We start from the raw sequence: 24,462 nt of genomic DNA, 5'->3' as shown, positions 1-24,462 counted from the left end.
GCGGTGTCGGGGCTCGGGAAGGGCCGTACATGATCCGTACGAGGTCGTTGGTCTCCGGTGGCTCCCGGCTCCGCCGGCTGGCCCCCTTCGCGTTTCCCGCCGGGTGGGGCGTGATCGCCGTGGCCTGGAGGTTCGGCTGCCCGCTGGCCCGGCATCAGGGGCTGCCCATGAGGATCACCACCAGCGTCGTCTTCCTCACCGTCGGCATCGGCCTGCTCGTCGCCGCCCGCCGCCGTCTCGTCCGGAAACTGGCGAGGGCGCGCGCCGTCGCCGCTGCCACCCAGCAGGTGCTGCTGCGCCCGCCGCCCGCGCGGCTCCACGGACTCGTACTGGCCGCCGGACAGCTGTCCGCCTCCCGGGGGGCCACCGTCGGCGGCGACCTGTACGAGGCGGTCGCCACGCCCCACGGGGTGCGGATGGTCATCGGGGACGTCCGGGGCCACGGCCTCGCCGCGCTCGGCGCTGTCGTCGCCGTCCTCGGCAGCTTCCGCGAGGCCGCCCACGACGAACCCGAACTCGGCGGGGTGCTGCGCCGGCTGGAACGGGCGCTCGAACGGCATCTGCGGGAGCGGGCGCGGGACGAGCACCCGGCGCGCGCCGGGACGGCGCCCGAGCATCCGGTGGCGGAGGAGTTCGTGACGCTGCTGCTCCTGGAGGTGCGGCCGGACGGACGGCTCGCGGTGTTCAACTGCGGTCACCCGGGCCCGTACCGCCTCGGCGCGGGCGTGGAGCGGCTCCCGGTCGGCGAGCCGCTGCCCCCGCTCGGGGTCCTGCCGCTCCCCGCCGTCCTCACCCCGTACACCGGGGCCCGGCTGCTGCCCGGCGAGACGCTGGTGCTGCACACCGACGGAGCCGAGGAGGCCCGGGACGGACGCGGCCGGTTCTTCCGGCTCGACACGGCCCTGGCGGGGCCGCCGGGCGAGGCACCCGCCGCTCTCGTCCGGCGCGTCCACACGGAGCTGCTGCACCACACGGGCGGCAGGCTCGGTGACGACGTCGCCCTGCTCGTCGTACGGAACGACCGCGTCCGGGTGCCGGCGCAGCCCGCCGAACCCGGGCTGCGCCGCCCCCGGCCCGCCCCCTCCTCCCATCGCTGAGCGGAGGGGACCCGGGCCGCCGCCGCCCACTCCGCCACGGAGCGTCGGGCAGAACGGCGGGCGGGCGGCGTGGACCGGGCGGCCGTCCGTACGAGGGGGAGACGGCGGCCCGGTCGTCGCCTCACGGCGAGAAGCACAGTCAACCGGCACGGCGACGGGCGCGGCAGAGCGCACGGACCGGAAGAACGGGTACTCGGTTCACACCCCGTGCGAAACCGTCCGGCGCGGTGACCGATCCGCCGGAGCCCGTCCCGCCGGTCCGTCCCGTACGAAATCGGTCACCGCTACGCTGAGTTCACCGAGCGACCGGAGCGGCCATGCAGCCCAACACCTTGCTCGACGCCCTGCTGGACGAGGCGGGCGTCTCCCACGCCGGACTCGCCGCCCGGGTGAACCGGGCCGGCCGGGCCAGGAGCCTCGCCCTGCGCTACGAACACACCGCCGTGGCCCGCTGGCTTAAGGGCCAGCGCCCGCGCGGGCAGGTGCCGGACCTGATCTGCGAGGTGCTGGCCGCGCGGCTGGGCCGCCCGGTGACCCTGGACGACATCGGCTTCGGGGTGCCGGGCGGCCCTTCGGACGCCACCGGTTCGCCGCTGTCCGGGTTCGTGGAGCGGGCGGCGGCGCTGTGGCGTTCGGACGAGCAGCAGCGGCCGCACATAGTGGGCGCGCCCGCCGTGACGGGGACCCCCGCGGTGATGCCGGTGTGGGAGTGGGAGAACCCGCCGGAGGACATCGACGTGTCGCGGAGCGGCCGGACGGCGGTGTCACCGGCCGACATCGTCGTGCTCACGGCCGCCCGCACCCACTACGAGCAGATGTACCGGAGGGCCGGGGGAGTGGCGACCCGGGCCCGGATCGTCGGCTTCCTCACGGCCGAGACCGCGCCGCTGCTGCGGGGCTCGTACGGCGACGCGCTCGGGCGGCGGCTGCACCGGGCCACCGGCGGTCTGGTCGCGGTGGCGGGGATCTGCGCGTACGACGCGGACGCCCACGGGCTCGCCCAGCGCTACTTCCACCAGGCGCTGCGGCTCGCCAAGGCGAGCGGTGACCGGGGCCTCGGCGCGTACGTGATCGCGCTGCTGGTCAACCAGTCGCTGTTCATGGGGGAGTACCGGCAGGCGGTGGCGTTCGCGGAGGCGGCGCTGCGGGCGGCGGGACCCCGGATCACTCCGGCGCTCGCCGCGGACCTGACGGCGATGCAGGCGAAGGCGTACGCGCGGCTCGGCGACCGGCCGGCGGCCCTCGCGTGCATCCGGCGGGCCGAGGCGGCGGCGGAGCGGATCAGCCCGGGGGAGGAACCGGCCGAGACGGGCTACGTCCAGCCGGGGTTCGTCAACGTCCAGGTCTCCGGGGCGCTGCTCGGTCTGGGGGACTTCGCCGCCGCCCACGAGCACGCCTCGGTGGCGGTGCGCACGCCCTCGCACGACCGGGGCAGGGTGCACCGGCTGGCGACGCTGTGCCAGGTCGAGCTGAGCCTCGGGGAGCAGGACGCGGCGGCGCGGACGGCCGTGGAGATGACGGAGTGGGTGCGGGGGATGGAGTCGCGGCGGCTGCGGGACCGGCTGCGGCAGGTCCGGCGTCAACTGCTCGCGAGCGGCGGGAGCGAGGCCAGGGAGGCGGCGGAACTCATCGAAGGGACGCTGTGCGTTCCCTTGTGAACCCGAAGGGCTGCGATATTGCCATCAGGCGAGCACCGACCAGGCGGAAGGTGGCAAGAACGTGCAGTGGACGAAACTGAGTGAACGCTCCGTCTATGAGAACCGCTGGTTCCGGGTGAACCTCGCGGACGTCGAACTCCCCGACGGCCGACGCCTCGATCACTATCTGATCCGGCTCCGCCCCGTCGCCGTCGCGACGGCCGTCAACGACGCCGACGAAGTCCTGATGCTCTGGCGCCACCGCTTCATCACCGACAGCTGGGGCTGGGAACTCGCCGCGGGCGTCGTCGAGGACGGCGAGGACGTCGAGGCCGCCGCCGCCCGGGAGATGGAGGAGGAGACCGGCTGGCGGCCCGGACCGCTGCGCCACCTCCTCACCGTCGAACCCTCCAACGGTCTGACCGACGCCCGCCACCACCTCTACTGGAGCGAGCGGGCCACCTACACCGGACCCCCCGAGGACGCCTTCGAATCCTCCCGCCGGGCCTGGGTCCCGCTGGGCCGGGTCCCGGACCTCATCGCCCGGGGGAAGGTCCCCGCGGCGAACACGGCCGCGGGACTGCTCCTGCTCCACCACCTGCGCCTGGGCCGAGCACGCGGGCCCGGCCCAGGCGCAGGTGGTGGAGGACGCCGCAGGGGTGACGGAGGCGGCGGGACAGGGGGTGACGGGTGGCGGGACATGACGGACGGCCCGTACCCGTGCGGGTGTACGGGCCGTCCGGAGAACGGGCGGGCGGAGAGCCGCCGGGAGGATCAGGGGTACGGGTAGAAGCCCGAGCCCGACTTCCGGCCGAGCCTGCCCGCGTCCACCATGCGCTGGAGCAGCGGGGGAGCGGCGTACAGCGGCTCCTTGAACTCGGTGTACATCGAGTCGGCGATCGACGCGATCGTGTCCAGACCGATGAGGTCCGACAGCTTCAGCGGACCCATCGGGTGGGCGCAGCCGAACTCCATGCCGTTGTCGATGTCGTCACGGCTCGCGATGCCCGACTCGAACATCCGGATCGCGGACAGCAGGTACGGCACGAGCAGCGCGTTCACCACGAAACCGGAGCGGTCCTGCGCACGGATCGCGTGCTTGCCGAGGGTCTTCTCCGCGAAGGCCTGCGCCCGGCTGATCGTGCCCTCGGAGGTGGTGAGGGCCGGGATCAGCTCGACGAGCTTCTGCACCGGGGCGGGATTGAAGAAGTGGATGCCGATGACCTGGTCCGGGCGGGAGGTCGCCACGGCCAGCCGCACCAGCGGGATGGAGGAGGTGTTCGAGGCCAGGATGGCGTCCGGGCGGGTCATCACCTGGTCGAGGATCTGGAAGATCTCGGTCTTGACCTGCTCGTTCTCCACGACCGCCTCGATGACGAGATCGCGGTCGGCGAACTCGCCCAGGTCGGTGGTGAAGCTGAGCCGCGCGAGCGCCGAGTCCCGCTCGTCCTCGCTGATCTTGCCGCGTTCGGCGGCCTTCGCCAGCGAGTTGGTGAGCCGCGTGCGCCCGATCTCCAGCGCCTCGCCGGTGGTCTCGGCGACCTTCACCTCAAGGCCGCTCCGGGCACACACCTCTGCGATGCCCGCGCCCATCTGGCCGCAGCCCACCACTCCGACGCGCTCAATGTCGGCCATGGAGTCCGTCACCTCGTGTCTTCTGCTCTTCTCTGGCGGCGGGGCCCGTGTGATTCCGGTGCGTCCGCCCCGACCCCACGACGTTACCGCTCATTAACCGATGATCGATCGCCCGGGGCGGTCATGCTGTCCGGGTGCGTGTGACGTATCCGACACGGAAGGGGTACAAGTGCGGCCTATCGGCAGAAGAGGATTCGTGACCGGGGCGGCCGGGACGGCGCTGGCGGCCACCGGCGCGGGAGCGCTCGCGGGCGCGGGAGCCGGGACGGCGTCCGCCACCGGAGCCGGGCCGGGGAGCGCGTCCGGAGCCGGATCGGGGAGCGGGACCGGAGCCGGATCGGCGGACGGGACCGCGCCGGGGAAGCGGACCGGCCGCGCTCCGAGACCGGGGCGCCGCCGCCAGTTCCGGGGTGTGTGGATCGCCACCGTCACCAACCGCGACTGGCCGTCCCGCGCGGGCCTGAGCGCCGGTGAGCAGCGCGCCCAGCTCCTCGCCCACCTGGACACCGCCGTCGAGCGCAGACTGAACGCGGTCGTCCTGCAGGTCCGGCCCACCGCCGACGCCCTCTGGCCCTCGCCGTACGAGCCGTGGGCGCAGTGCCTCACCGGGGTCCAGGGCCGTGACCCCGGCTGGGACCCCCTCGGCACGGCCGTGAAGGAGGCCCATGCCCGGGGACTGCAACTGCACGCCTGGTTCAACCCGTACCGGGTGGCGAACCACACCGACCCCACCCGGCTCGTGGCGAACCACCCGGCCCGGCTCCATCCCGAGTGGGTGCTGCCCTACGGCGGCAAGCTCTACTACAACCCGGGGCTTCCCGAGGTCCGGCGGTTTACCCAGGACGCGATGCTGGACGCGGTGCGGCGCTACGACATCGACGCCGTCCACTGGGACGACTACTTCTACCCGTACCCGGTGGCCGGACAGGTCTTCGCCGACGACGAGGCGTACGCGCGGTACGGCGGCGACTTCCCCGACAGGGCGTCCTGGCGGCGCCACAACACCGACCTGCTGGTCTCCTCGACCGCCGCCCGGATCAAGGAGATCGACCGGCACGTGGACTTCGGCATCAGTCCCTTCGGGGTCTGGCGGAACATCGCCACCGACCCGGAGGGCTCGGACACCCGCGCGGGCGTCCAGACCTACGACGACCTGTACGCCGACACCCGCAAGTGGATCAGGGAGGGCTGGATCGACTACGTCGTCCCCCAGCTGTACTGGAACATCGGCCTGCCCGCCGCCGACTACGCCAAGCTGCTGCCCTGGTGGGACGCGGTCGTCCGGGGCACCGGCGTCCGTCTCCACATCGGCGAGGCGCTCTACAAGGCGGGCGACCCCGCCCAGCCCGCCGCCTGGCAGGACCCGGGGGAACTCTCCCGGCACCTGGACCTCGCCGCCCGGTATCCGTCGGTCTCCGGGCACTGCTACTTCGCGGCCAAGGAGGTCGCGGCGGACCCGATCGGAGCGATGGCCACCGTGGTGGCCGACCACTACCCGACCAGGAGCCGCCCGCCGAGATGAGGGGGACGGGTGAGGGGCGGCCGCCCCTCACCCCGTACGGCCGCCTCGCCGGGGGCGGGGGCGGGGGTGGAGTGGGGGCCTACGGGCATGCCTGCGGAGGGGCGGGCGTCGGGCGGGAGTGTCGGCGGGCGCGCGGGCCGCAGGGCCCGCCGTCGGAGGGCCCGTGTCGCAGGCCCCGTGGCGGCTCAGTAGACCGGGCCGACTTCCGTCCCGGGCCGATGGCGTACGACGGTGTCGGGGCCCGGCGACATCAGTGCCTCGTGACCGTCGTCCTCGAACTTCACGCGGTACGGGGGCAGTCCGTTCTCGCCCAGTACCTGAAGGACCGCGGCCGTACGGTCGTGGTGACCGACGGTCCGGCCGTGCACCAGCAGTGTGTCGCCCACGTTCGCCTGCATCGGGATACCTCCCTCGCGAGCGGGCCTTTCCTCATCAGAGCCTACGCCTGTCCCGGTGCCGCGTCGCGTCCCGGAGCGGCACCGGGACCGGCGTCCCCCGGCCCGGCGGTACCCGGGTCAGGGGGGCGCTCGGGGCCTCCGGTGTCCGGGCTCTCAGCTCTTGGCCCGCTGGGTCACCGCGATGCAGACCAGGACGGCTCCCGCCGCGAGCGGGGCGGCCAGCGGCAGCTCCTCGCCGAGGAGGGAGACCGACCAGAGGAGCGTCAGCAGCGGCTGCGCCAGCTGCAACTGGCTCGCCTTCGGGATCCCGATCGACGCCATGCCCCGGTACCAGACGTACAGGCCGAAGAAGGTGGAGCCCACGGCCACCCACACCAGCCCCACGATCCCGTGGACGCTCAGCCGTACCGGTTCCACGGTGAGGGCGACGGCCGAACCGGCCACCATCAGCGGCAGGCACAGGATCAGCGCCCACCCGATGACCTGCCAACCGGGCATCAGCCGCGCGAGCCGTCCGCCCTCCGTGTAACCGGCGGCGCACACGAGCAGCGCCCCGAACAGGTACAGGTCACCCTGCGACAGGGCCCCGCCGCTCTGCTGGAGCGTGAAGACGATCACCACCACCGCACCGGCCACGGCGGCGCACCAGAACGTACGGGACGGGCGGCGCCCCGTCCGCAGGGCGGCGAAGACCGCGGTGGTCAGCGGCAACAGGCCCACGACCACGGCGGCGTGCGAGGTGGTGGACGTCCGCAGGGCCAGGGTCGTCAGGAGCGGGAAGCCGACGACGACGCCCCCGGCCACCACGGCGAGGCCCGCCCAGTGCCGCCGGTCCGGCAGCGGAACCCGGCCCACCAGGAGGAACACGCCCGCGATGAGGGCGGCGAGCGACGAACGCACCGCCACCAGCGACCAGGGACCGAAACTCTCCAGACCCCACACGGTCGAGGGGAAGGTGAGAGAGAAGGAGACGACGCCCAGGACGGCGAGCAGGGTGCCCCGGCGGACCGGGTCGACGGTCGGCGGAGTGCTTGCGGGAGTGCTCTCAGGGGTGCTCTCAGGCGTGCTCGCGGAGGAAGCGTCCTCGGCACCGGTGGCGGTGGCCGCGCCGGTCGTGGCCGGGTCGCTCGGGCGGGGAGTGTCCGTGGTGCTCGGTGTGGAGGTACCCGGGGCCGGGGCGTCCTGGACGCTGGCGGTGGCCGGGGGAGCGGCCGGGGCCGTGGCGAGGGAGACGGCCGGGTTCCCGCCGGTGGTGCTTTCGCCGCCGACCGTGACCGCTATCGTCGAAGGGGCGGTAGCGCTATTGTGTGTTCTCATGAACGAGCGTAGCAGTGTCGCGGAATTGGCGCAGTCCCTGCGTTCCGAGCTCAACCGCTACTCACCTGGTGGAAAGCTGCCGTCGAGTCGCGCACTGGTCGAGCGCCACCGGGTCTCCCCGGTGACCGTCGCCCGCGCCCTCGCCCAGCTCGCCGCCGAGGGGCTCGTCGTCACCCGCCCCGGCGCGGGCGCCTTCCGCACCGAACCCCGCACCGCGAACCCCGCCGCGGGGGACACCTCCTGGCAGGAGGTCGCCCTCAGCGCCGACGCCGCCACCGAACTCGTCCCTCGGGCCGTCGACGCCTCCGGGGTCCTCGTCACCCTCGCCGCGCCACCGCCCGGTGTGATCGAGTTCAACGGCGGCTACCTCCACCCCGCCCTCCAGCCCGAGCACGCCCTCGCCGCCGCCCTCGCCCGTGCCGGGCGCCGCCCCGGAGCCTGGGGCCGCCCCCCGACCGACGGCCTGCCCGAACTGCGCGAGTGGTTCGCCCGCGAGATCGGCGGCGGCGTCACCGCCGCCGAGGTCCTCATCACCGCGGGCGGCCAGTCCGCCATCACCACCGCCCTGCGCGCCCTCGCACCGCCCGGCACCCCCGTCCTGGTCGAGTCGCCGACCTACCCCGGGATGCTCGCCGTCGCCCGCGCCGCCGGGCTCCGGCCCGTCCCCGTCCCCGTCGACACCGACGGAGTCCGCCCCGAACTCCTCGAAGCCGCGTTCCGGGCCACCGGAGCCCGTGTCTTCGTCTGCCAGCCCCTCTTCCAGAACCCCACCGGAGCGGTCCTCGCCCCGGAACGGCGCCACGAGGTCGTCCGCATCGCCCGCGCCGCCGGAGCCTTCGTCGTCGAGGACGACTTCGCCCGCCGTCTCGTCCACGCGGACGCGCCCCCGCTGCCCGCCCCGCTCGCCGCCGACGACCCGGACGGCGTCGTCGTCCACGTCTGCTCCCTGACGAAGATCACTTCGCCCAGCCTCCGGGTCGGCGCCCTCGCCGCCCGTGGACCCGTTCTGGAGCGCCTGCGCGCCATCCAGGTCGTCGACAGCTTCTTCGTGCCCCGGCCCCTCCAGGAGACCGCGCTCGAACTCGTCGGCGCACCCGCCTGGCACCGGCACCTGCGGGCCGTCTCCCAGGAGCTCAGGAGCCGCCGGGACGTCCTCGCCGCCGAGGCCGCCCGGAGCCTGCCCTCCCTCGCCCTGCCCCAGGTGCCCCACGGCGGCCAGCATCTCTGGCTCCGTCTCCCCGACACCCTGTCCGAGCCCGCGCTGCTCGCCGCCGCCCTGCGGACCGGCGTCTCCGTGGCCCCCGGCCGCCCCTACTTCTGCGCCGAACCACCCGCCGGCCACATCCGGCTGAGCTTCGCGGGTGTCGCGGGCCCCACCGAGATCGCCGAAGGCGTCCGCCGCCTGCGCGCGGCGATCGAAGAACTCACCCCCTGACGGCCGGTGCCTCCCGTCAGGGCCCGCCCCCGTCCGCCCACGCCAGAATGTCCGCCGCCCCCCTGCGGACGGTCTCCTCCGGGTCCCGGGCCAGTTCCCCGCAGATCGCCGCGAGGTCCGGAACCGGAACACCGGGCGGTTCCGCCAGCACGTCGTGCAAGCCGGTCCACAGCCAGTCAGACTGTTGATCGTCGGCCAAGGAGACCGCGCGAGCCACCAGCCTGACGGCGGCCACCGTCCCCGTCCGGGCCAGCGCTTCCGCCGTGGCCCGGGTCACCGCCGTGTCACTGTCGTCCAGCAACAGCCCCACCAGCGCCTCCGCGACCCGGGGAATTCCGGCCAAGGGCGCGAGATCGCGCCCCGCCCGGACCCGCCGCACCCACGAAGCGGAAGACGCCCCGGCCAGGGCCGCCTCCCCCTCACTCGTCATCTCCACCACACCCGGACGATTTCACGCCTCGTCGAGGAACCTGACGTCTCCTGGCACCGCCCCCGGACGCCCTCGGGGCCACCCGCCCCGACATCCCCCGGGGCCCCCGTCCCTCCCCCGTAAATTCACCTGACAAGCCGCGTAGGCGCTGGGAGTCTTCGGCCATGAGCGACTGCGCGACCACGGGTGTCCCCGTCATGCACGGGGTGTACGAGATCTCGGCCGACGCCGGGAGGATCGACGCCGAACGGGTCCATCACTGGCTGTCGACGGACGCCTACTGGGCCCTCGGGCGGCCGAGGGAGACGCAGGACCGGGCCATCGCGGGCTCGCTCAACCTCGGCGCCTATCACCACGGGACCGGTGAGATGGCGGCCTACGCCCGTGTCGTCACCGACTACGCCACCTTCGCCTGGCTCTGTGACGTTTATGTGGACCGGGCCGCCCGCGGCACCGGTCTGGGCACCGCGCTCGTCGGCGCGGTCCGCGACCACCTGGCACCGTACGGGCTGCGCCGGATCATGCTCGCCACGGCCGACGCCCACGGTGTGTACGAGAAGATCGGTTTCACGCCGCTTCAGAATCCGGACAAGTGGATGGCTCTCGGGCAGCAGTGACCCGAAGGCCCCGCCTTCCCCGGGGGACGACCCCTTGACCCGTGATCCCCCGGTCTCACGATCGCGCCCATGCGTCTCGGGGTGACGCTCGTCACGGCGGCACGCGGCTCCTCCCCGCTCACCGAACGCTTCGACGACGACCGGCCTCTCGACCAGGCGGGCGGGTACGACGTCCAGCTCGCCGCGCCCGCGCTCATCCCGCTCGGCGCGGCCGAACCGAACCGCGCTACTGCCCGCCGACCCCGCGCAGCCGCGCCACTGGCACCGCGCAGCCGCGCCACCGACCCCGCCCTCGGCTACGCGCCCCTCGCCCAGCCCGCCCTGCGGGAGTGCGGCATGGGCGTGTTCCGAAAGTCCCGCCTGCCTGGCAGTGCCCGACACGCACGCTCGCGGGCCGCCGGCGCGGACCGACCCTCGCCGAGGTCGCCGCCCTCGGACCGGGCGCCGTCGACGCCTGGCTCACCGACGCCCGTACCGCCCCGCACGGCGGCGAACCCCTCCTCGCCTTCGTCACCCGGACAGGGAACTGGCCCGGCCCCCGTCCCGCCGACGACTGCGCCGTCGTCGCCGTCGCCGAGCCCTTCGTCGTGCGCGCCGCCCCTCGTCCACGCCCTGAAAGCGACTCCCGCCACCTACGGAAACGTCGGCGTACACCCCCTCTTCACCCTCACCCCCATCGGACGGCCCGTGCCCCTGGCACCTCCAGCTCGACGCCGTCCTGCGCCGGCGGAACGCCGCGACCGGCTAGCCTGAGGGCACGATGAACCGTCTGACCACGCCATGGGGAGCCTTCACGCTCACCCGTCACCCCGAGGACCCGCGCGACCAGCTCCGAGCCTGGGACGCGTCCGACGAGTACCTCCTCGACCATCTGGCCGAGAGCGGCACCGACCTGTCCGGCTCCGTCGCCGTCCTCGGCGACCGCTGGGGAGCCCTCGTCACCGCCCTCCACGCAGCCGGTCCCGGCGAGCTCGTCCAGATCTCCGACTCCTACCTGGGCCGCCGCGCCACCCGGACCAATCTGGCGCGCGCCGGAGCCGTCCGGGACTCCGTCCGGCTGCTCACCACGCAGGACCCGCCACCCGAGCGGATCGACGTCCTCCTCGTCCGCGTCCCCAAGAGCCTCGCTCTCCTGGAGGACCAGCTGTACCGGCTCGCACCCGCCGTGCACGAGGACACCGTGATCATCGGCACCGGCATGGTCAAGGAGATCCACACCTCCACCCTCCGGCTCTTCGAGCGGATCCTCGGTCCCACCCGCACCTCCCTCGCGGTGAAGAAGGCCCGGCTGATCCACACCACCCCGGACCCCGCGCTCACCCCCCGCCCCAACCCCTGGCCGCACCGGTACGACCTCCCGGCCGACACCCCCGCGCCCGGCCTCCCCGGTCTCACGGTCACCAACCACGCCGGTGTCTTCTGCGCCGACCGCCTCGACATCGGCACCCGCTTCCTCCTCGCGAACCTCCCCGGGAACGTGGGCGGCGCCAGGGTCGCCGACCTGGGCTGCGGCAACGGTGTCGTCGGTCTCGCCGTCGCCCTCCACGAACCCGACGCGGAACTGGTCTTCACCGACGAGTCGTACCAGGCGGTCGCCTCCGCCGAGGAGAACTTCCGCACCCACATCGGTGCGGGCCGCAAGGCGGAGTTCCTCGTCGGCGACGGCCTCGCCGACGTCCCGAGCGGCTCCGTGGACCTCGTGCTCAACAACCCGCCGTTCCACACCCACCAGGCCACCACCGACCGCACGGCCCGCCGCATGTTCACGGACGCGCGGCGCGCCCTGCGGCCGGGCGGCGAACTGTGGGTCATCGGCAACCGGCACCTCGGCTACCACGTCACCCTGCGGCGGATCTTCGGCAACAGCGAACTCGTCGCGAGCGACGCCAAGTTCGTCGTCCTCCGCGCCGTGCGCAAGCGGTAGTCCCGCCGCCCGGGGAGCGGGGCGCGTGCGGGGGCCGGACCCCCGCACGCGCCCCGCACCCGTATGTTCCGGACGCGCCCGTGGTGGATGACAGCCCGGTCCGTCCGGCGCATCGCCCCCTCGGTCCCGGCGCGGCGGCCTTCGGAGGGTCGTCACCCGCCCGCCGCCCGACCCCGGAAACGGCCGAAGGCCGACTCGGCACGGGGAGTGTCGAGTCGGCCTTCGGCTTCCGGTTCCGCGGGTCCGGGCCCGTCGGATCAGTCGTTGCCGAGTTCCATCGCGGCGCGGTCGAGCAGCTCGTCGTCGTCGGAGACCTCGCCACGGGAGGCGATGGCCTCCGCGCCGCCCTCCGGCATGCTGCCGATCAGACCGGTCGCGGCGGCCTGGGCGGCGCCGATGGCCGGGTTGGAGGTGCCGATCAGGCCGAGGCCCGCGTACTGCTCCAGCTTGGCGCGGGAGTCGGCGATGTCCAGGTTCCGCATGGTGAGCTGGCCGATCCGGTCGGACGGGCCGAAGGCCGAGTCCTCGGTGCGCTCCATGGACAGCTTGTCCGGGTGGTAGCTGAACGCCGGGCCCCGGGTGTCGAGGATCGAGTAGTCCTCGCCGCGCCGCAGCCGCAGCGTCACCTCGCCGGTGACGGCCGTGCCGACCCAGCGCTGCAGGGACTCGCGGACCATGAGCGCCTGCGGGTCCAGCCACCGGCCCTCGTACATGAGGCGGCCGAGACGCCGTCCCTCGTTGTGGTACTGGGCGAGGGTGTCCTCGTTGTGGATCGCGTTGACCAGCCGCTCGTAGGCGGCGTGCAGCAGGGCCAGGCCGGGGGCCTCGTAGATGCCCCGGCTCTTGGCCTCGATGATCCGGTTCTCGATCTGGTCCGACATGCCCAGACCGTGACGGCCGCCGATGGCGTTGGCCTCCATCACGAGGTCGACGGCGGAACCGAACTCCTTGCCGTCGATCGTCACCGGGCGGCCCTGGTCGAAGCCGATCGTGACGTCCTCGGTGAGGATCTCGACCGACGGGTCCCAGAAGCGGACGCCCATGATCGGCTCGACGGTCTCCACCCCGGTGTCGAGGTGCTCCAGGGTCTTCGCCTCGTGGGTGGCGCCCCAGATGTTGGCGTCGGTGGAGTACGCCTTCTCGGTGCTGTCGCGGTACGGCAGGCCGTGGGCGACCAGCCACTCCGACATCTCCTTGCGGCCGCCCAGCTCGGTCACGAAGTCCGTGTCCAGCCAGGGCTTGTAGATCCGCAGGTGCGGGTTGGCGAGCAGACCGTAGCGGTAGAACCGCTCGATGTCGTTGCCCTTGTAGGTGGAGCCGTCGCCCCAGATCTGGACGTCGTCCTCCAGCATCGCCCGGACGAGGAGCGTGCCGGTGACGGCCCGGCCGAGGGGCGTGGTGTTGAAGTAGGCGCGGCCGCCGGAGCGGATGTGGAACGCCCCGCAGGTGAGTGCGGCAAGGCCCTCCTCGACCAGCGCCGCGCGGCAGTCGACCAGGCGCGCGATCTCGGCGCCGTAGGCCTGGGCCCGGCCGGGCACCGAAGCGATGTCGGGCTCGTCGTACTGGCCGATGTCGGCGGTGTAGGTGCAGGGGACGGCGCCCTTGTCGCGCATCCATGCGACGGCGACGGAGGTGTCGAGGCCGCCGGAGAAGGCGATGCCGACGCGCTCGCCGGCGGGCAGGGAAGTGAGGACCTTGGACATGGGAAGAGTATGCATCATCTCGCATGGTCATGCAAAGGCCGATTCTCATGCGATTCACTCGCGGTGCCCGGGCGGAGCGAGCGACACGGCGCCGCCCGGGGCTCCGGCTCCACCGGGAGGCCCTGCCCGGCGGGGCTGTCGAGGTCGGCCGAAGCGGCCTGGTCGGGCGGACTCGGGGGCGGATCGGAGGGGGCCGGGTCGGGCCCGGGGGTGAGCCGGGACCGGACAGGAGTGAAGCGGACCGAAGTGAAGCGGGGGCGGACCCCGCACGAAAGCCCCGCCCTCCTGGCCGCCCCCGCCCCCGCTCCACTGGAAGCCGCCACCCGGCGCTGCCCTCGGGAGGAGCGTCGCCGCAGGATCCGGTCGGCGCGCGCCCCGGCCGCCCGACCCCGAATGCGGCTGCCGCGAGAGTGCCCCCCATCCACTCGATTGCATAAATCTGCAACCGCACGTATAGTCATGCCATCCATGAGGAGGGTACTTCGATGACGGTACGGGTAGCAGTGGCGGGTGCGAGCGGATACGCGGGCGGAGAGCTCCTGCGTCTTCTGCTCGTCCATCCCGGGGTGGAGATCGGCGCGCTGACCGGCCACTCCAACGCGGGTCAGCGACTCGGGGCCCTCCAGCCCCATCTGCTGCCGCTCGCCGACCGCGTCCTCGTGCCCACCACCGCCGACGAGCTGGCCGGGCACGACGTCGTCTTCCTCGCCCTGCCGCACGGGCAGTCCGCCGCCGTTGCCGACCAGCTCGGCCCGGACGTCCTCGTCGTCGACATGGGCGCCGACTTCCGGCTGCGGAACCCCGCCGACTGGGAGACGTACTACGGCTCCCCGCACGCCGGGACCTGGCCGTACGGCCTCCCCGAGCTGCCGGGTGCCCGCGCCGCGCTGGAGGGGGCCAAGCGGGTCGCCGTGCCCGGTTGCTACCCCACCGCCGTCTCGCTCGCCCTCTTCCCCGCGTACGAGAACGGACTCGCCGAACCCGAAGCCGTGATCGTCGCCGCCTCCGGCACCTCCGGCGCGGGCAAGGCCGCCAAGCCCCACCTGCTGGGCAGCGAGGTCATGGGCAGCATGTCCCCGTACGGCGTCGGCGGCGGTCACCGGCACACCCCCGAGATGATCCAGAACCTCAGCGGTCCGGCCGGGGAGCGGGTCACCGTCTCCTTCACGCCCACCCTGGCGCCGATGTCCCGGGGCATCCTCGCCACCTGCACCGCCACCGCGAAGCCGGGCGTCACCGCCGAGACCGTGCGCGCCGCGTACGAGAAGGCCTACGCCGACGAGCCCTTCGTCCACCTGCTGCCCGAGGGCCAGTGGCCCGCGACGGCGTCCGTCCTCGGGTCCAACGCCGTCCAGATCCAGGTCACGCACGACCCGGCGGCGAACCGGATCATCGCGATCAGCGCCATCGACAACCTGACCAAGGGCACCGCGGGCGGCGCCGTGCAGAGCATGAACATCGCCCTCGGACTCCCCGAGGACACCGGACTTCCCATGACGGGCATCGCCCCGTGAGCGACCTCCGCGGGGCCACCGGCCCACGGACGACGACGAAGCCAGCCCCCGCGCACCGCGCGGGCGGAGAAGCGATCGGAGAAGAAGAGTGAGCGTCACCGCAGCGAAGGGGTTCACGGCGGCGGGCATCGCCGCCGGGATCAAGCAGAACGGCAACCCGGACCTGGCCCTCGTGGTCAACACCGGGCCGCGCCGCGCCGCCGCGGGCGTCTTCACCTCCAACCGCGTCAAGGCCGCCCCCGTCGTCTGGTCCCAGCAGGTCCTCGCCGACGGCGAACTGACCGCCGTCGTCCTCAACTCCGGCGGAGCCAACGCCTGTACCGGCCCCCAGGGCTTCCAGGACACCCACGCCACCGCCGAGAAGGTCGCCGAGGTCCTCACCGCCCGGGGCACCGAGACCGGAGCGGGCGAGGTCGCCGTCGCCTCCACCGGCCTCATCGGCCTCCTGCTCCCCATGGACAAGCTCCTCCCCGGCGTCGAGAAGGCCGCCGCCGGACTCTCCGAGCACGGCGGCGAGAAGGCCGCCATCGCCATCAAGACCACCGACACCGTCCACAAGACCTCGGTCGTCACACGGGACGGCTGGACCGTCGGCGGCATGGCCAAGGGCGCGGGGATGCTCGCCCCCGGCCTCGCCACCATGCTCGTCGTCCTCACCACCGACGCCGACATCGACGCCACCGGTCTCGACGGCGCCCTCCGGAGCGCCACCCGGGTCACCTTCGACCGGGTCGACTCCGACGGCTGCATGTCCACCAACGACACCGTCCTCCTCCTCGCCTCCGGCGCCTCCGGCGTCATCCCCGGACAGGACGACTTCGCCGAGGCCGTCCGGACCGTCTGCGACGACCTCGCCCGCCAGCTCATCGGCGATGCCGAGGGCGCCAGCAAGGACATCCGGATCGAGGTCGTCAACGCGGCCACCGAGGACGACGCCGTCGAGGTCGGCCGTTCCATCGCCCGCAACAACCTCCTCAAGTGCGCCATCCACGGCGAGGACCCCAACTGGGGCCGGGTGCTCTCCGCCATCGGCACCACGGCCGCCGCCTTCGAGCCCGACGAGCTGAACGTCGCCATCAACGGCGTCTGGGTCTGCCGGAACGGCTCCGTGGGCGAGGACCGCGACCTCGTCGACATGCGCTACCGGGAGGTCACCATCACCGCCGACCTCGCCGCGGGCACCGAGTCCGCCGTCATCTGGGCGAACGACCTCACCGCGGACTACGTCCACGAGAACAGCGCGTACTCGTCATGACCGGGAACCCGAACGACGACCCGGCCGAGAGCACGACCGGGAACACGACCGGGAACACGACCGGGAACCCGGGCGACGGCGGAGTGGCCGAGGACTCCGCCGACGACTCCACGAACCGGACGCGGAGGCACACCGCGCTGCCCAAGGCGCAGATCCTCATCGAGGCGCTGCCCTGGCTGACCCGGCACCACGGCAGGACGGTCGTCATCAAGTTCGGCGGCAACGCCATGATCGACGAGGACCTCAAGGCCGCTTTCGCGCAGGACGTCGTCTTCCTGCGCCACGCCGGCCTCAAGCCGGTCGTCGTGCACGGCGGCGGCCCCCAGATCAGCGCGGCGCTCGACCGCCACGGCATCGTCAGCGAGTTCAAGGCGGGCCTGCGGGTCACCACCGAGGACGCCATGGACGTCGTACGGATGGTCCTCGCCGGACAGGTCCAGCGCGAGCTGGTCGGGCTCCTCAACCAGCACGGCCCGCTCGCCGTCGGTCTCACCGGCGAGGACGCCCACACCATCACCGCCACCCGGCACCGCCCGTTCGTCGGCGGCGAACAGATCGACATCGGCCGGGTCGGTGAGATCACCGCCATCGACACCGGTGCCATCCAGGCGCTCCTGGAGGACGGCCGCATCCCGGTCATCTCCTCCATCGCCCGCTCCCAGGACGACGGACATGTCTACAACGTCAATGCTGATACGGCGGCTGCGGCACTCGCTGCGGCGCTGGGTGCCGAGACCCTGATGGTCCTGACCGACGTCGAGGGCCTCTACGAGAACTGGCCCCACAGCGACGAGGTCATCAGCAGGCTCACCGCGAGCCAGCTGGAGAAGCTGCTGCCCGAGCTCTCCAGCGGCATGGTCCCCAAGATGGAGGGCTGTCTGCACGCCGTGCGCAACGGGGTCACCACGGCCCGTGTCATCGACGGCCGCGTACCGCACTCCATCCTGCTGGAGATCTTCACCGACGAGGGCATCGGCACGATGGTCGTGCCGGACGGACAGGGGGAAGCATGAGCAACGACGAACTGACCCAGCGGTGGCAGGGCTCGCTGATGGACAACTACGGCACCCCCCGGCTGCCCCTCGTCCGAGGTGCGGGCGCCACCGTCTGGGACGCCGAGGGCACGGAGTACCTGGACTTCGTCGGCGGCATCGCCGTCAACGCCCTCGGCCACGGCCACCCGGCGGTCGTCGAGGCCGTCACCCGGCAGGTCCGGACCCTCGGCCATGTCTCCAACCTCTTCGTGGCCGAACCGCCCGTCGCCCTCGCCGAACGCCTCCTCGGCCTCTTCGGCCGCCCCGGCAAGGTCTTCTTCTGCAACTCGGGCGCCGAGGCCAACGAAGCCGCGTTCAAGATCGGACGGCTCACCGGCCGCACCCACATGGTCGCCACCCAGGGCGGCTTCCACGGCCGGACCATGGGCTCCCTCGCGCTCACCGGCCAGCCCGGCAAGCAGACCCCGTTCCTGCCGCTCCCCGGCGACGTGACCCATGTCCCGTACGGCGACGCCGAAGCGCTGCGGGCCGCGGTCACCGAGGACACCGCACTGGTGATCATCGAGCCGATCCAGGGCGAGAACGGTGTCGTCGTCCCGCCCCCCGGCTACCTCGGGGCCGCCCGGGAGATCACCCGCGCCACCGGCACCCTCCTCGTCCTCGACGAGGTGCAGACCGGCATCGGCCGCTGCGGCCACTGGTTCGAGCACCAGGCCCACGAGGGCGTCGAGCCCGATGTCGTCACCCTCGCCAAGGGGCTCGGCGGCGGGCTCCCGCTCGGCGCGACCGTCGCGTTCGGCCCGGCCGCCGAGCTCTTCGCGCCCGGACACCACGGCACCACCTTCGGCGGCAACCCCATCGCCTGCGCCGCTGGCCTCGCCGTCCTGGACACCCTCGGCGCCGACGCGGCCCTCGACCACGTCAAGGCCGTCGGGGAGCGGCTGCGGCAGGGAATCGAGGCGCTGGACCACCCGCTGGTCTCCCACGTCCGTGGCGCGGGCCTCCTGCTGGGTATCGTGCTCACGGAGCCCCTCGCGCCCCAGGTGCAGCAGGCGGCTCAGGACGCCGGCCTCCTGGTGAACGCGCCCGCCCCCGACGTCGTACGGATCATGCCTCCGCTGGTCCTCACCGACGCCGAGGCGGACACGTTCCTCCAGGGCCTGCCCGGGGTCCTCGACGTGGCGAACGGGAAAGCACGAACCGGAGAATGAGACGACGATGACCGACGCGCAGGAGAACGAGCACGGAGGGCCGTCGGTTCCACAGACCCGTACCGCCCGTCACCGGAGGATCGTCGACATCCTCAACCGGCAGCCGGTGCGCTCGCAGAGCCAGCTCGCCAAGCTCCTCGCGGACGACGGACTGAGCGTCACCCAGGCGACGCTCTCCCGCGACCTCGACGAGCTCGGCGCGGTGAAGATCCGCAACACCGGCGGCGAGCTGATCTACGCGGTCCCCAGCGAGGGCGGCTTCCGCACCCCGCAGGCACCGCTGGGCGAGTCCGCCAAGGAGGAGCGGATGCGGCGCCTCTCCGGCGAACTGCTGATCTCCGCCGAGGCGTCCGCGAACCTGGTGGTCCTGCGGACCCCGCCGGGCGCCGCCCAGTTCCTCGCGTCGGCCATCGACCAGGCCGAGCTCCACGCGATCCTCGGCACCATCGCGGGTGACGACACCCTCCTGCTCATCAGCCGTGACGCCACCGGTGGCCAGGCCCTCGCCGACCATCTGCTCCGCCTCGCGCAGAAGGACCGCTGACCCTCCCCGTCAGCCCTCCCCGGCCCCGCGCGCCCGACCGTCCACGACGGCTCCGGCGTCCGGGGCCGCGCCAGTGGCGCGGCCGGCGGGCAGCGGAGGCAGGGGGAGCGGGAGCGCGGGCAGCCCGTCGAGGCTGGTGGCGATGTGCTCCTTGCGCTCGCAGTACGCGTTGAACTCCTCGTCCGTCTTCCGGTTGAAGTACTCGGCGTGCATCGACCGGTCCTCCCGGTACTCCATCAGCGGGACGGCGAACCCGCAGGCGTCGCTGATCCGCCGGGCGCGCACCACCACGACGGCCCGCGCACTGCCCTGCCCCTCGACCGCCTCGGCCGGGAAGCGGGCGAACAGCCCCTCCCAGCGCGGATCGTCCCGGAGGACGGCCTCCCCGGTCCCGTGCACCCGTACGACGGTCGGCGGCCCGGAGAACGCCGTCCACATGAGGGTGATGCGCCCGTTGCCGGGCTCCCGGAGGTGGGCGAGGGTCTCGGCGCCGCTGCCGCCGAAATCGACGTAGGCGAGGGTCAGTTCGTCGAGCACGACGAGGGTGCCCCGGCGGCCCTTGGGGGAGAGGTTGACGTGCCCGTCGCCGGAGAGCGGCGCGGTCGCGGTGAAGAAGACCGGTTGCTCCTCGATGAAGGCCCGAAGCCGCCCATCGATACGTTCATATGTCTTTCCCATGCCTCCATCCTGCGCGAGCTCCGTCCGCGAGGAAGCGCCGATCCCGCCCGACGGCGGTCACCCGCCGGAGGCGGGTAGTGGCCCGGCGCCCGCCCGGCCCACCGGGACCGCCACCGAACCCCGGACGCCCCTCACCCCACCCCACATTGACAAAACATACGGAGGATTGCATAGTTATGCTGTCGTCGACGTCCTCGCTCCCATGAGGGCGGCGGCACCACCCACCCTCCCGAGGAGCAGCAGCTGTGAGCAGCAACAACGGTGACGTCCGGCTCTGGGGCGGACGGTTCGCGGACGGGCCCGCCGAGGCCCTGGCGAAGCTGTCCGCATCGGTCCACTTCGACTGGCGTCTCGCGCCGTACGACATCGCCGGTTCCCGCGCCCACGCGCGCGTGCTGCACAAGGCCGGGCTGCTCACCGAGGACGAGCTGACCCGCATGATCGCCGGGCTCGACCTGCTGGAGACGGCCGTCGCCGACGGCTCCTTCGTCGGCACCGTCGCCGACGAGGACGTCCACACCGCCCTGGAGCGGGGCCTCCTGGAGCGCCTCGGCCCGGACCTCGGCGGCAAGCTGCGCGCGGGCCGGTCGCGGAACGACCAGGTCGCCACCCTCTTCCGGATGTACCTGCGCGACCACGCCCGGATCATCGGCGGTCTCGTCGCCGACCTCCAGGACGCCCTCGTCGGCCTCGCCGAGGCCCACCCGGGCGTCGCCATGCCCGGCCGTACGCACCTCCAGCACGCCCAGCCCGTGCTCTTCGCGCACCATGTCCTGGCCCACGCCCAGTCCCTCTCCCGGGACGCCGAGCGGCTGCGGCAGTGGGACACCCGTACGGCGGTCTCCCCGTACGGCTCCGGCGCCCTCGCCGGTTCCTCCCTCGGGCTCGACCCGGAGGCGGTCGCCAAGGACCTCGGCTTCGAGCGCGGCTCGGTCGGCAACTCGATCGACGGCACGGCCTCCCGGGACTTCGTCGCCGAGTTCGCCTTCATCACCGCGATGATCGGCATCAACCTCTCGCGGATCGCGGAGGAGATCATCATCTGGAACACGAAGGAGTTCTCCTTCGTGACCCTGCACGACGCCTTCTCCACCGGCTCCTCGATCATGCCGCAGAAGAAGAACCCCGACATCGCGGAGCTGGCCCGGGGCAAGTCCGGCCGTCTCATCGGCAACCTCTCGGGGCTGCTCGCCACCCTGAAGGCCCTCCCGCTGGCCTACAACCGGGACCTCCAGGAGGACAAGGAGCCGGTCTTCGACTCCTGCGACCAGCTGGAGGTCCTGCTGCCCGCCTTCACCGGCATGATGGCCACGCTCACCGTCAACCGCGAGCGCCTGGAGGAGCTGGCCCCGGCCGGATTCTCGCTGGCGACGGACATCGCGGAGTGGCTGGTCAGGCAGGGCGTCCCGTTCCGGGTGGCGCACGAGGTCGCGGGCGAGTGCGTGAAGGCTGCCGAGGCCGAGGGCAAGGAGCTGGACGAGCTGACGGACGAGCAGTTCGCGAAGATCTCCGAGCACCTCACCCCCCAGGTCCGCACCGTGCTCGACGTGCCCGGTTCCCTCGCCTCCCGTGACGGGCGGGGCGGCACCGCCCCCTCCGCCGTCGCCGTCCAGCTGGTCGAGGTCAAGGCGGACCTGGTGATCCAGCACGCCTGGGCCACCGCCAAGCAGAAGTAGCCGCCAGGAAATCCCCCGTCACAGCGCCGCCGCCCACTCCGCGAGCGCGTCGAAGTCCGGCCGGGTCAGCCCGATCCGTTCGTCGACGCGCAGCAACAGGGCGGCGGCGAGGTGGTTCCGCTCCACGTACTCGCGGTCGTACGGGGTGATGTCGTCGTCGATCCAGGCGAACGGGCGCCCCGCCGCGTACTCCAGGAGGTACTGCGTCTTCCAGAAGGTCCCGGCGGGCGCCCTCCCGTGCATCCGGGGCCAGTCGACGAACGGCAGCTCGGGCAGTCCGAGCCGGGGCCCTATCCAGCGGTTGGCCTCGTCCTTCCAGGTCGTCGCCCAGACCAGCTCGTACGCCCCGGCCAGCGCGAGCAGCTCCTCCCCGTGGCCGGGATGGAGCCAGACCCGCAGCGGCTTCGCCCCCGTCCACTCGGTGGGCCTCATCCGGTGGGTTCCGTACCCGGCGGGACGCCGCTCGCGCTGTGCCGCGTACGGATTGAGCGGTCCGTCGACATCGATGAGCAGCAGTGGCTTGGTCATGCGCACACCTTCCCCCTCACCCCCTGGGTGAGGCATTCGAATATCGAATGAGACATCAACGTCTCATTCGGTGTATGGTTGTCTCATGTCAGTCGATCGCACCCAGGTGCTCCGCGCCGCCGCGGCCCTGCTCAGCCGCAAGGCGACCGCCACCATGGACGAGGTCGCCCGCGCGGCGGGCATCGGGCGGGCCACCCTGCACCGGCAGTTCGCCGGGCGGGACGCGCTCGTACGGGCGCTCGAAGACCTCGGCATCCAGGAGATGGAGCAGGCCCTCGAACGGGCCCGGCTCGGCCAGGAGCCCGAGGACGAGGCCCTGCGCAGGCTCGTCGCCGAGGTACAGCCCGTCGCGCCCCTGCTGTCGTTCCTCGTCACCGAGAACCAGCTCTTCGAGGGCGACCAGCAGAACGAGGGCTGGGAACGCCTCGACGAGGAGATCGCGGCCTTCTTCCGGCGCGGCCAGGAGCACGGCGTCTTCCGGATCGACCTGACACCCGCCTGGCTCGCCGAGGCCCTCTACGGGCTCATCGGCTCCGGTGCCTGGGCCGTCGCGGACGGCCGGGTCGCCGCCAAGGACTTCCAGTACATGATCGTCGAGCTGCTGCTCGGCGGAGCACGCAGGAGCGTGGAGAAGTGACCACCAGCACCCTCATGAGCAAGGACCATACCGAGGGCGTGCGCCGCCCCGGCCGGTGGCTCGCCCTTGCCGTCCTCGTCCTGGCCGTCCTCCTCGTGGCGGTCGACGCGACGGTCCTGGGACTCGCCACCCCCTTCCTCTCCGAGGACCTGAAGCCCACCGGCAACCAGCTGCTCTGGATCGGCGACGTCTACTCCTTCGTCATCGCCGGACTCCTGGTCTCGATGGGCAGCCTCGGTGACCGCATCGGGCGCAAGAAGCTGCTCCTGATCGGTGCCACGGCCTTCGGTGCCGTCTCCGTCCTGAACGCCTACGCCACGACCCCCGAGATGATGATCGTGGCCCGTGCGCTCCTCGGTGTCGCCGGTGCCACCCTGATGCCGTCCACCCTGGCGCTCATCCGCAACCTCTTCCACGACCCGCGCGAGCGCAGCCTCGCCATCGGTGTCTGGGGCGCCATGGCCTCGGCCGGTGCCGCCGTCGGACCGGTCGTCGGCGGATTCCTGCTCGAACACTTCTGGTGGGGCTCGGTCTTCCTCATCAACCTGCCCGTGATGGCCGTCCTGGTCTTCGTCGGCATCAAGCTGATCCCCGAGTCCAAGAACCCGAACCCGGGCCCCTGGGACCTGCCGAGTGTCCTGCTCTCCCTCGTCGGCATGATCGGCATCGTCTACGCGATCAAGGAACTGGCCTCGCACGGCCCGTCCCTCGACGCGGGTCTCGCCGCTCTCGCCGGTGTGGGCGCCCTGACCTGGTTCATCCGCAGGCAGCTGACCCTGCCCGCGCCGCTCCTGGACATGCGCCTCTTCCGCAACCGGGGCTTCTCGGGCGCCGTCCTCGCCGATCTGCTGACCATCCTCGGCCTCTCCGGCCTGGTGTTCTTCCTGTCCCAGTTCTTCCAGCTGGTCCAGGGCCGCCAGCCGCTGGAGGCGGGTCTCGCCGAACTGCCCGCCGCCGTCGGCGCGGTCACGGCCGGTCTGATCGCGGGCCTGGTCGCCCGGCGCTTCTCCGTACGGGCCGTGGTGGCCGGTGGCCTCGCGGCGGTCGGCCTCTCGCTGGCCGTCCTGACGACGCTCGACAAGAGCACCGGCTACCCACTGCTCGGCGCCGCCCTGCTGGTCGTCGGTGTGGGTGCGGGCTTCGCCTTCACGGTCACCGCCGACGTGATCCTGTCCAGCGTCCCGAAGGACCAGGCCGGTTCGGCCTCGGCGGTCTCCGAGACCGCGTACGAACTGGGCGCCGCGCTCGGCATCGCCGTCCTCGGCTCGATCGTGACCGGCGTCTACCGGGGCTTCACCGCCCCGGTGGGCATCCCGTCCGACGTCGCCTCGGCGGCCCACGAGTCGCTCGGCGGCGCGGTCGAGGCCTCCGGAGCCCTGGCCCCGGAAACGGCGACGGCCCTGGTGTCGGCCGCCCAGGAGGCCTTCGTCGAGGGCCTGCGGATAGCGGCCGGGGTCGGCGCCGTGGTCCTCCTGGTGACGGCGGTCGCCGCCTGGTTCCTGCTCAAGGGCCAGAAGCTGGAGGAAGGCGTCGAACACTGACGCCCCTCGGCGGAGACGTCCTGACGCCTTCACACGGCGACGGACCGGCTCCCCTGCCCGGAGAGATGCTGACGCATCTCCCCGGAACGGGGGGGGGGGGGGGGGGGGGGGGGGGGCGGCGGGCGGGCCGGGGGGGGCGGGGGGGGGGGGGGGGGGGGGGGGGGGGGA

Annotated in this window: 21 protein-coding genes and 1 pseudogene; 15 read left to right on the top strand and 7 right to left on the bottom strand. The window is 72.8% G+C overall.

Features of this window, described 5'->3' with window-relative positions; genetic code table 11:
* Positions 1 to 29: 29 nt before the first annotated feature.
* The 3 genes and pseudogenes from ACIRQY_RS22110 to ACIRQY_RS22100 all read left to right on the top strand — a co-directional run.
* A complete protein-coding gene (locus ACIRQY_RS22110; RefSeq protein ID WP_403928182.1) occupies positions 30 to 1,097 on the top strand; it encodes a PP2C family protein-serine/threonine phosphatase in 1,068 nt (355 codons plus the stop codon).
* 317 nt (positions 1,098 to 1,414) lie between these two features.
* Positions 1,415 to 2,755 (top strand): transcriptional regulator, encoded by a 1,341-nt coding sequence (locus tag ACIRQY_RS22105; protein WP_403928179.1) that lies wholly within the window; start codon positions 1,415 to 1,417, stop codon positions 2,753 to 2,755.
* A gap of 61 nt (positions 2,756 to 2,816) precedes the next feature.
* Positions 2,817 to 3,344 (top strand): annotated as a pseudogene (locus ACIRQY_RS22100) (NUDIX domain-containing protein); the annotation flags it as partial.
* A 164-nt stretch (positions 3,345 to 3,508) separates the two neighbouring features.
* Here ACIRQY_RS22100 and ACIRQY_RS22095 read toward each other — a convergent pair.
* On the bottom strand, positions 3,509 to 4,369 hold the full coding sequence (locus ACIRQY_RS22095) for a 3-hydroxybutyryl-CoA dehydrogenase (RefSeq protein ID WP_351792135.1): 861 nt from the start codon (positions 4,367 to 4,369) through the stop codon (positions 3,509 to 3,511).
* 196 nt (positions 4,370 to 4,565) lie between these two features.
* Here ACIRQY_RS22095 and ACIRQY_RS22090 point away from each other — a divergent pair, with 196 nt between their 5' ends.
* Complete coding sequence (locus ACIRQY_RS22090; RefSeq protein ID WP_403928176.1) at positions 4,566 to 5,891, top strand: glycoside hydrolase family 10 protein; 1,326 nt, start codon at positions 4,566 to 4,568, stop codon at positions 5,889 to 5,891.
* A gap of 185 nt (positions 5,892 to 6,076) precedes the next feature.
* On the opposite strand, the gene ACIRQY_RS22085 is transcribed toward ACIRQY_RS22090, so the two are convergent.
* A complete protein-coding gene (locus tag ACIRQY_RS22085; protein WP_351792130.1) occupies positions 6,077 to 6,289 on the bottom strand; it encodes a DUF1918 domain-containing protein in 213 nt (70 codons plus the stop codon).
* A 153-nt stretch (positions 6,290 to 6,442) separates the two neighbouring features.
* Entirely contained in the window at positions 6,443 to 7,282 is an 840-nt protein-coding gene (locus tag ACIRQY_RS22080; RefSeq protein ID WP_403928289.1) for a DMT family transporter, read from the bottom strand.
* Between the two features lie 322 nt (positions 7,283 to 7,604).
* Between ACIRQY_RS22080 and ACIRQY_RS22075 the strand changes: the two genes are divergently transcribed.
* The gene (locus ACIRQY_RS22075; RefSeq protein ID WP_403928173.1) at positions 7,605 to 9,041 is read left to right on the top strand and encodes a PLP-dependent aminotransferase family protein; all 1,437 of its coding nucleotides are present in this window, start codon (positions 7,605 to 7,607) and stop codon (positions 9,039 to 9,041) included.
* 16 nt (positions 9,042 to 9,057) lie between these two features.
* Here ACIRQY_RS22075 and ACIRQY_RS22070 read toward each other — a convergent pair whose 3' ends face one another.
* Complete coding sequence (locus tag ACIRQY_RS22070; protein WP_403928286.1) at positions 9,058 to 9,471, bottom strand: hypothetical protein; 414 nt, start codon at positions 9,469 to 9,471, stop codon at positions 9,058 to 9,060.
* Between the two features lie 164 nt (positions 9,472 to 9,635).
* On the opposite strand from ACIRQY_RS22070, the gene ACIRQY_RS22065 reads away from it, so the two are divergent.
* Positions 9,636 to 10,088, top strand: a complete 453-nt coding sequence (locus ACIRQY_RS22065) for a GNAT family N-acetyltransferase (protein ID WP_403928171.1) — start codon at positions 9,636 to 9,638, stop codon at positions 10,086 to 10,088.
* Positions 10,089 to 10,848: 760 nt separating this feature from the next.
* Entirely contained in the window at positions 10,849 to 12,012 is a 1,164-nt protein-coding gene (locus ACIRQY_RS22060) for a methyltransferase (protein ID WP_403928169.1), read from the top strand.
* Between the two features lie 257 nt (positions 12,013 to 12,269).
* Here ACIRQY_RS22060 and argG read toward each other — a convergent pair whose 3' ends face one another.
* Entirely contained in the window at positions 12,270 to 13,715 is a 1,446-nt protein-coding gene (gene argG / locus ACIRQY_RS22055; RefSeq protein WP_351792119.1) for an argininosuccinate synthase, read from the bottom strand.
* 485 nt (positions 13,716 to 14,200) lie between these two features.
* Here argG and argC point away from each other — a divergent pair, with 485 nt between their 5' ends.
* From argC to ACIRQY_RS22030, 5 genes are all read left to right on the top strand, one after another.
* Positions 14,201 to 15,229 (top strand): N-acetyl-gamma-glutamyl-phosphate reductase, encoded by a 1,029-nt coding sequence (gene argC / locus ACIRQY_RS22050; RefSeq protein WP_403928166.1) that lies wholly within the window; start codon positions 14,201 to 14,203, stop codon positions 15,227 to 15,229.
* A gap of 88 nt (positions 15,230 to 15,317) precedes the next feature.
* Positions 15,318 to 16,484 (top strand): bifunctional glutamate N-acetyltransferase/amino-acid acetyltransferase ArgJ, encoded by a 1,167-nt coding sequence (gene argJ, locus ACIRQY_RS22045; protein ID WP_403928164.1) that lies wholly within the window; start codon positions 15,318 to 15,320, stop codon positions 16,482 to 16,484.
* Positions 16,481 to 17,497 carry an acetylglutamate kinase gene (gene argB, locus ACIRQY_RS22040; protein ID WP_403928162.1) on the top strand — a complete coding sequence of 339 codons (1,017 nt, stop codon included), beginning with the start codon at positions 16,481 to 16,483 and terminating at the stop codon, positions 17,495 to 17,497. Before argJ ends, argB begins: the two co-directional genes overlap by 4 nt.
* On the top strand, positions 17,494 to 18,690 hold the full coding sequence (locus tag ACIRQY_RS22035) for an acetylornithine transaminase (protein WP_403928159.1): 1,197 nt from the start codon (positions 17,494 to 17,496) through the stop codon (positions 18,688 to 18,690). Before argB ends, ACIRQY_RS22035 begins: the two co-directional genes overlap by 4 nt.
* Positions 18,691 to 18,697: 7 nt before the next feature.
* A complete protein-coding gene (locus ACIRQY_RS22030; RefSeq protein ID WP_351792096.1) occupies positions 18,698 to 19,234 on the top strand; it encodes an arginine repressor in 537 nt (178 codons plus the stop codon).
* A gap of 9 nt (positions 19,235 to 19,243) precedes the next feature.
* Here the strand turns inward: ACIRQY_RS22030 and ACIRQY_RS22025 are convergent, their stop codons facing one another.
* Complete coding sequence (locus tag ACIRQY_RS22025) at positions 19,244 to 19,912, bottom strand: pyridoxamine 5'-phosphate oxidase family protein (protein ID WP_351792093.1); 669 nt, start codon at positions 19,910 to 19,912, stop codon at positions 19,244 to 19,246.
* 245 nt (positions 19,913 to 20,157) lie between these two features.
* Between ACIRQY_RS22025 and argH the strand changes: the two genes are divergently transcribed.
* On the top strand, positions 20,158 to 21,588 hold the full coding sequence (argH, locus tag ACIRQY_RS22020) for an argininosuccinate lyase (RefSeq protein WP_403928157.1): 1,431 nt from the start codon (positions 20,158 to 20,160) through the stop codon (positions 21,586 to 21,588).
* 18 nt (positions 21,589 to 21,606) lie between these two features.
* Here the strand turns inward: argH and ACIRQY_RS22015 are convergent, their stop codons facing one another.
* A complete protein-coding gene (locus ACIRQY_RS22015; protein WP_403928154.1) occupies positions 21,607 to 22,116 on the bottom strand; it encodes an HAD domain-containing protein in 510 nt (169 codons plus the stop codon).
* 85 nt (positions 22,117 to 22,201) lie between these two features.
* On the opposite strand from ACIRQY_RS22015, the gene ACIRQY_RS22010 reads away from it, so the two are divergent.
* Together ACIRQY_RS22010 and ACIRQY_RS22005 are read left to right on the top strand one after the other, a co-directional pair.
* The gene (locus ACIRQY_RS22010; RefSeq protein WP_403928151.1) at positions 22,202 to 22,753 is read left to right on the top strand and encodes a TetR/AcrR family transcriptional regulator; all 552 of its coding nucleotides are present in this window, start codon (positions 22,202 to 22,204) and stop codon (positions 22,751 to 22,753) included.
* A 14-nt stretch (positions 22,754 to 22,767) separates the two neighbouring features.
* On the top strand, positions 22,768 to 24,294 hold the full coding sequence (locus ACIRQY_RS22005; protein ID WP_403928283.1) for an MFS transporter: 1,527 nt from the start codon (positions 22,768 to 22,770) through the stop codon (positions 24,292 to 24,294).
* The last annotated feature ends 168 nt before the right edge of the window (positions 24,295 to 24,462 follow it).

This window comes from Streptomyces sp. NPDC101490 (assembly GCF_044767145.1).
GTDB lineage: Bacteria > Actinomycetota > Actinomycetes > Streptomycetales > Streptomycetaceae > Streptomyces.
The sequence above is the reverse complement of the archived record's forward strand: the minus strand, read 5'-3'. Positions and strand labels throughout refer to the sequence as shown.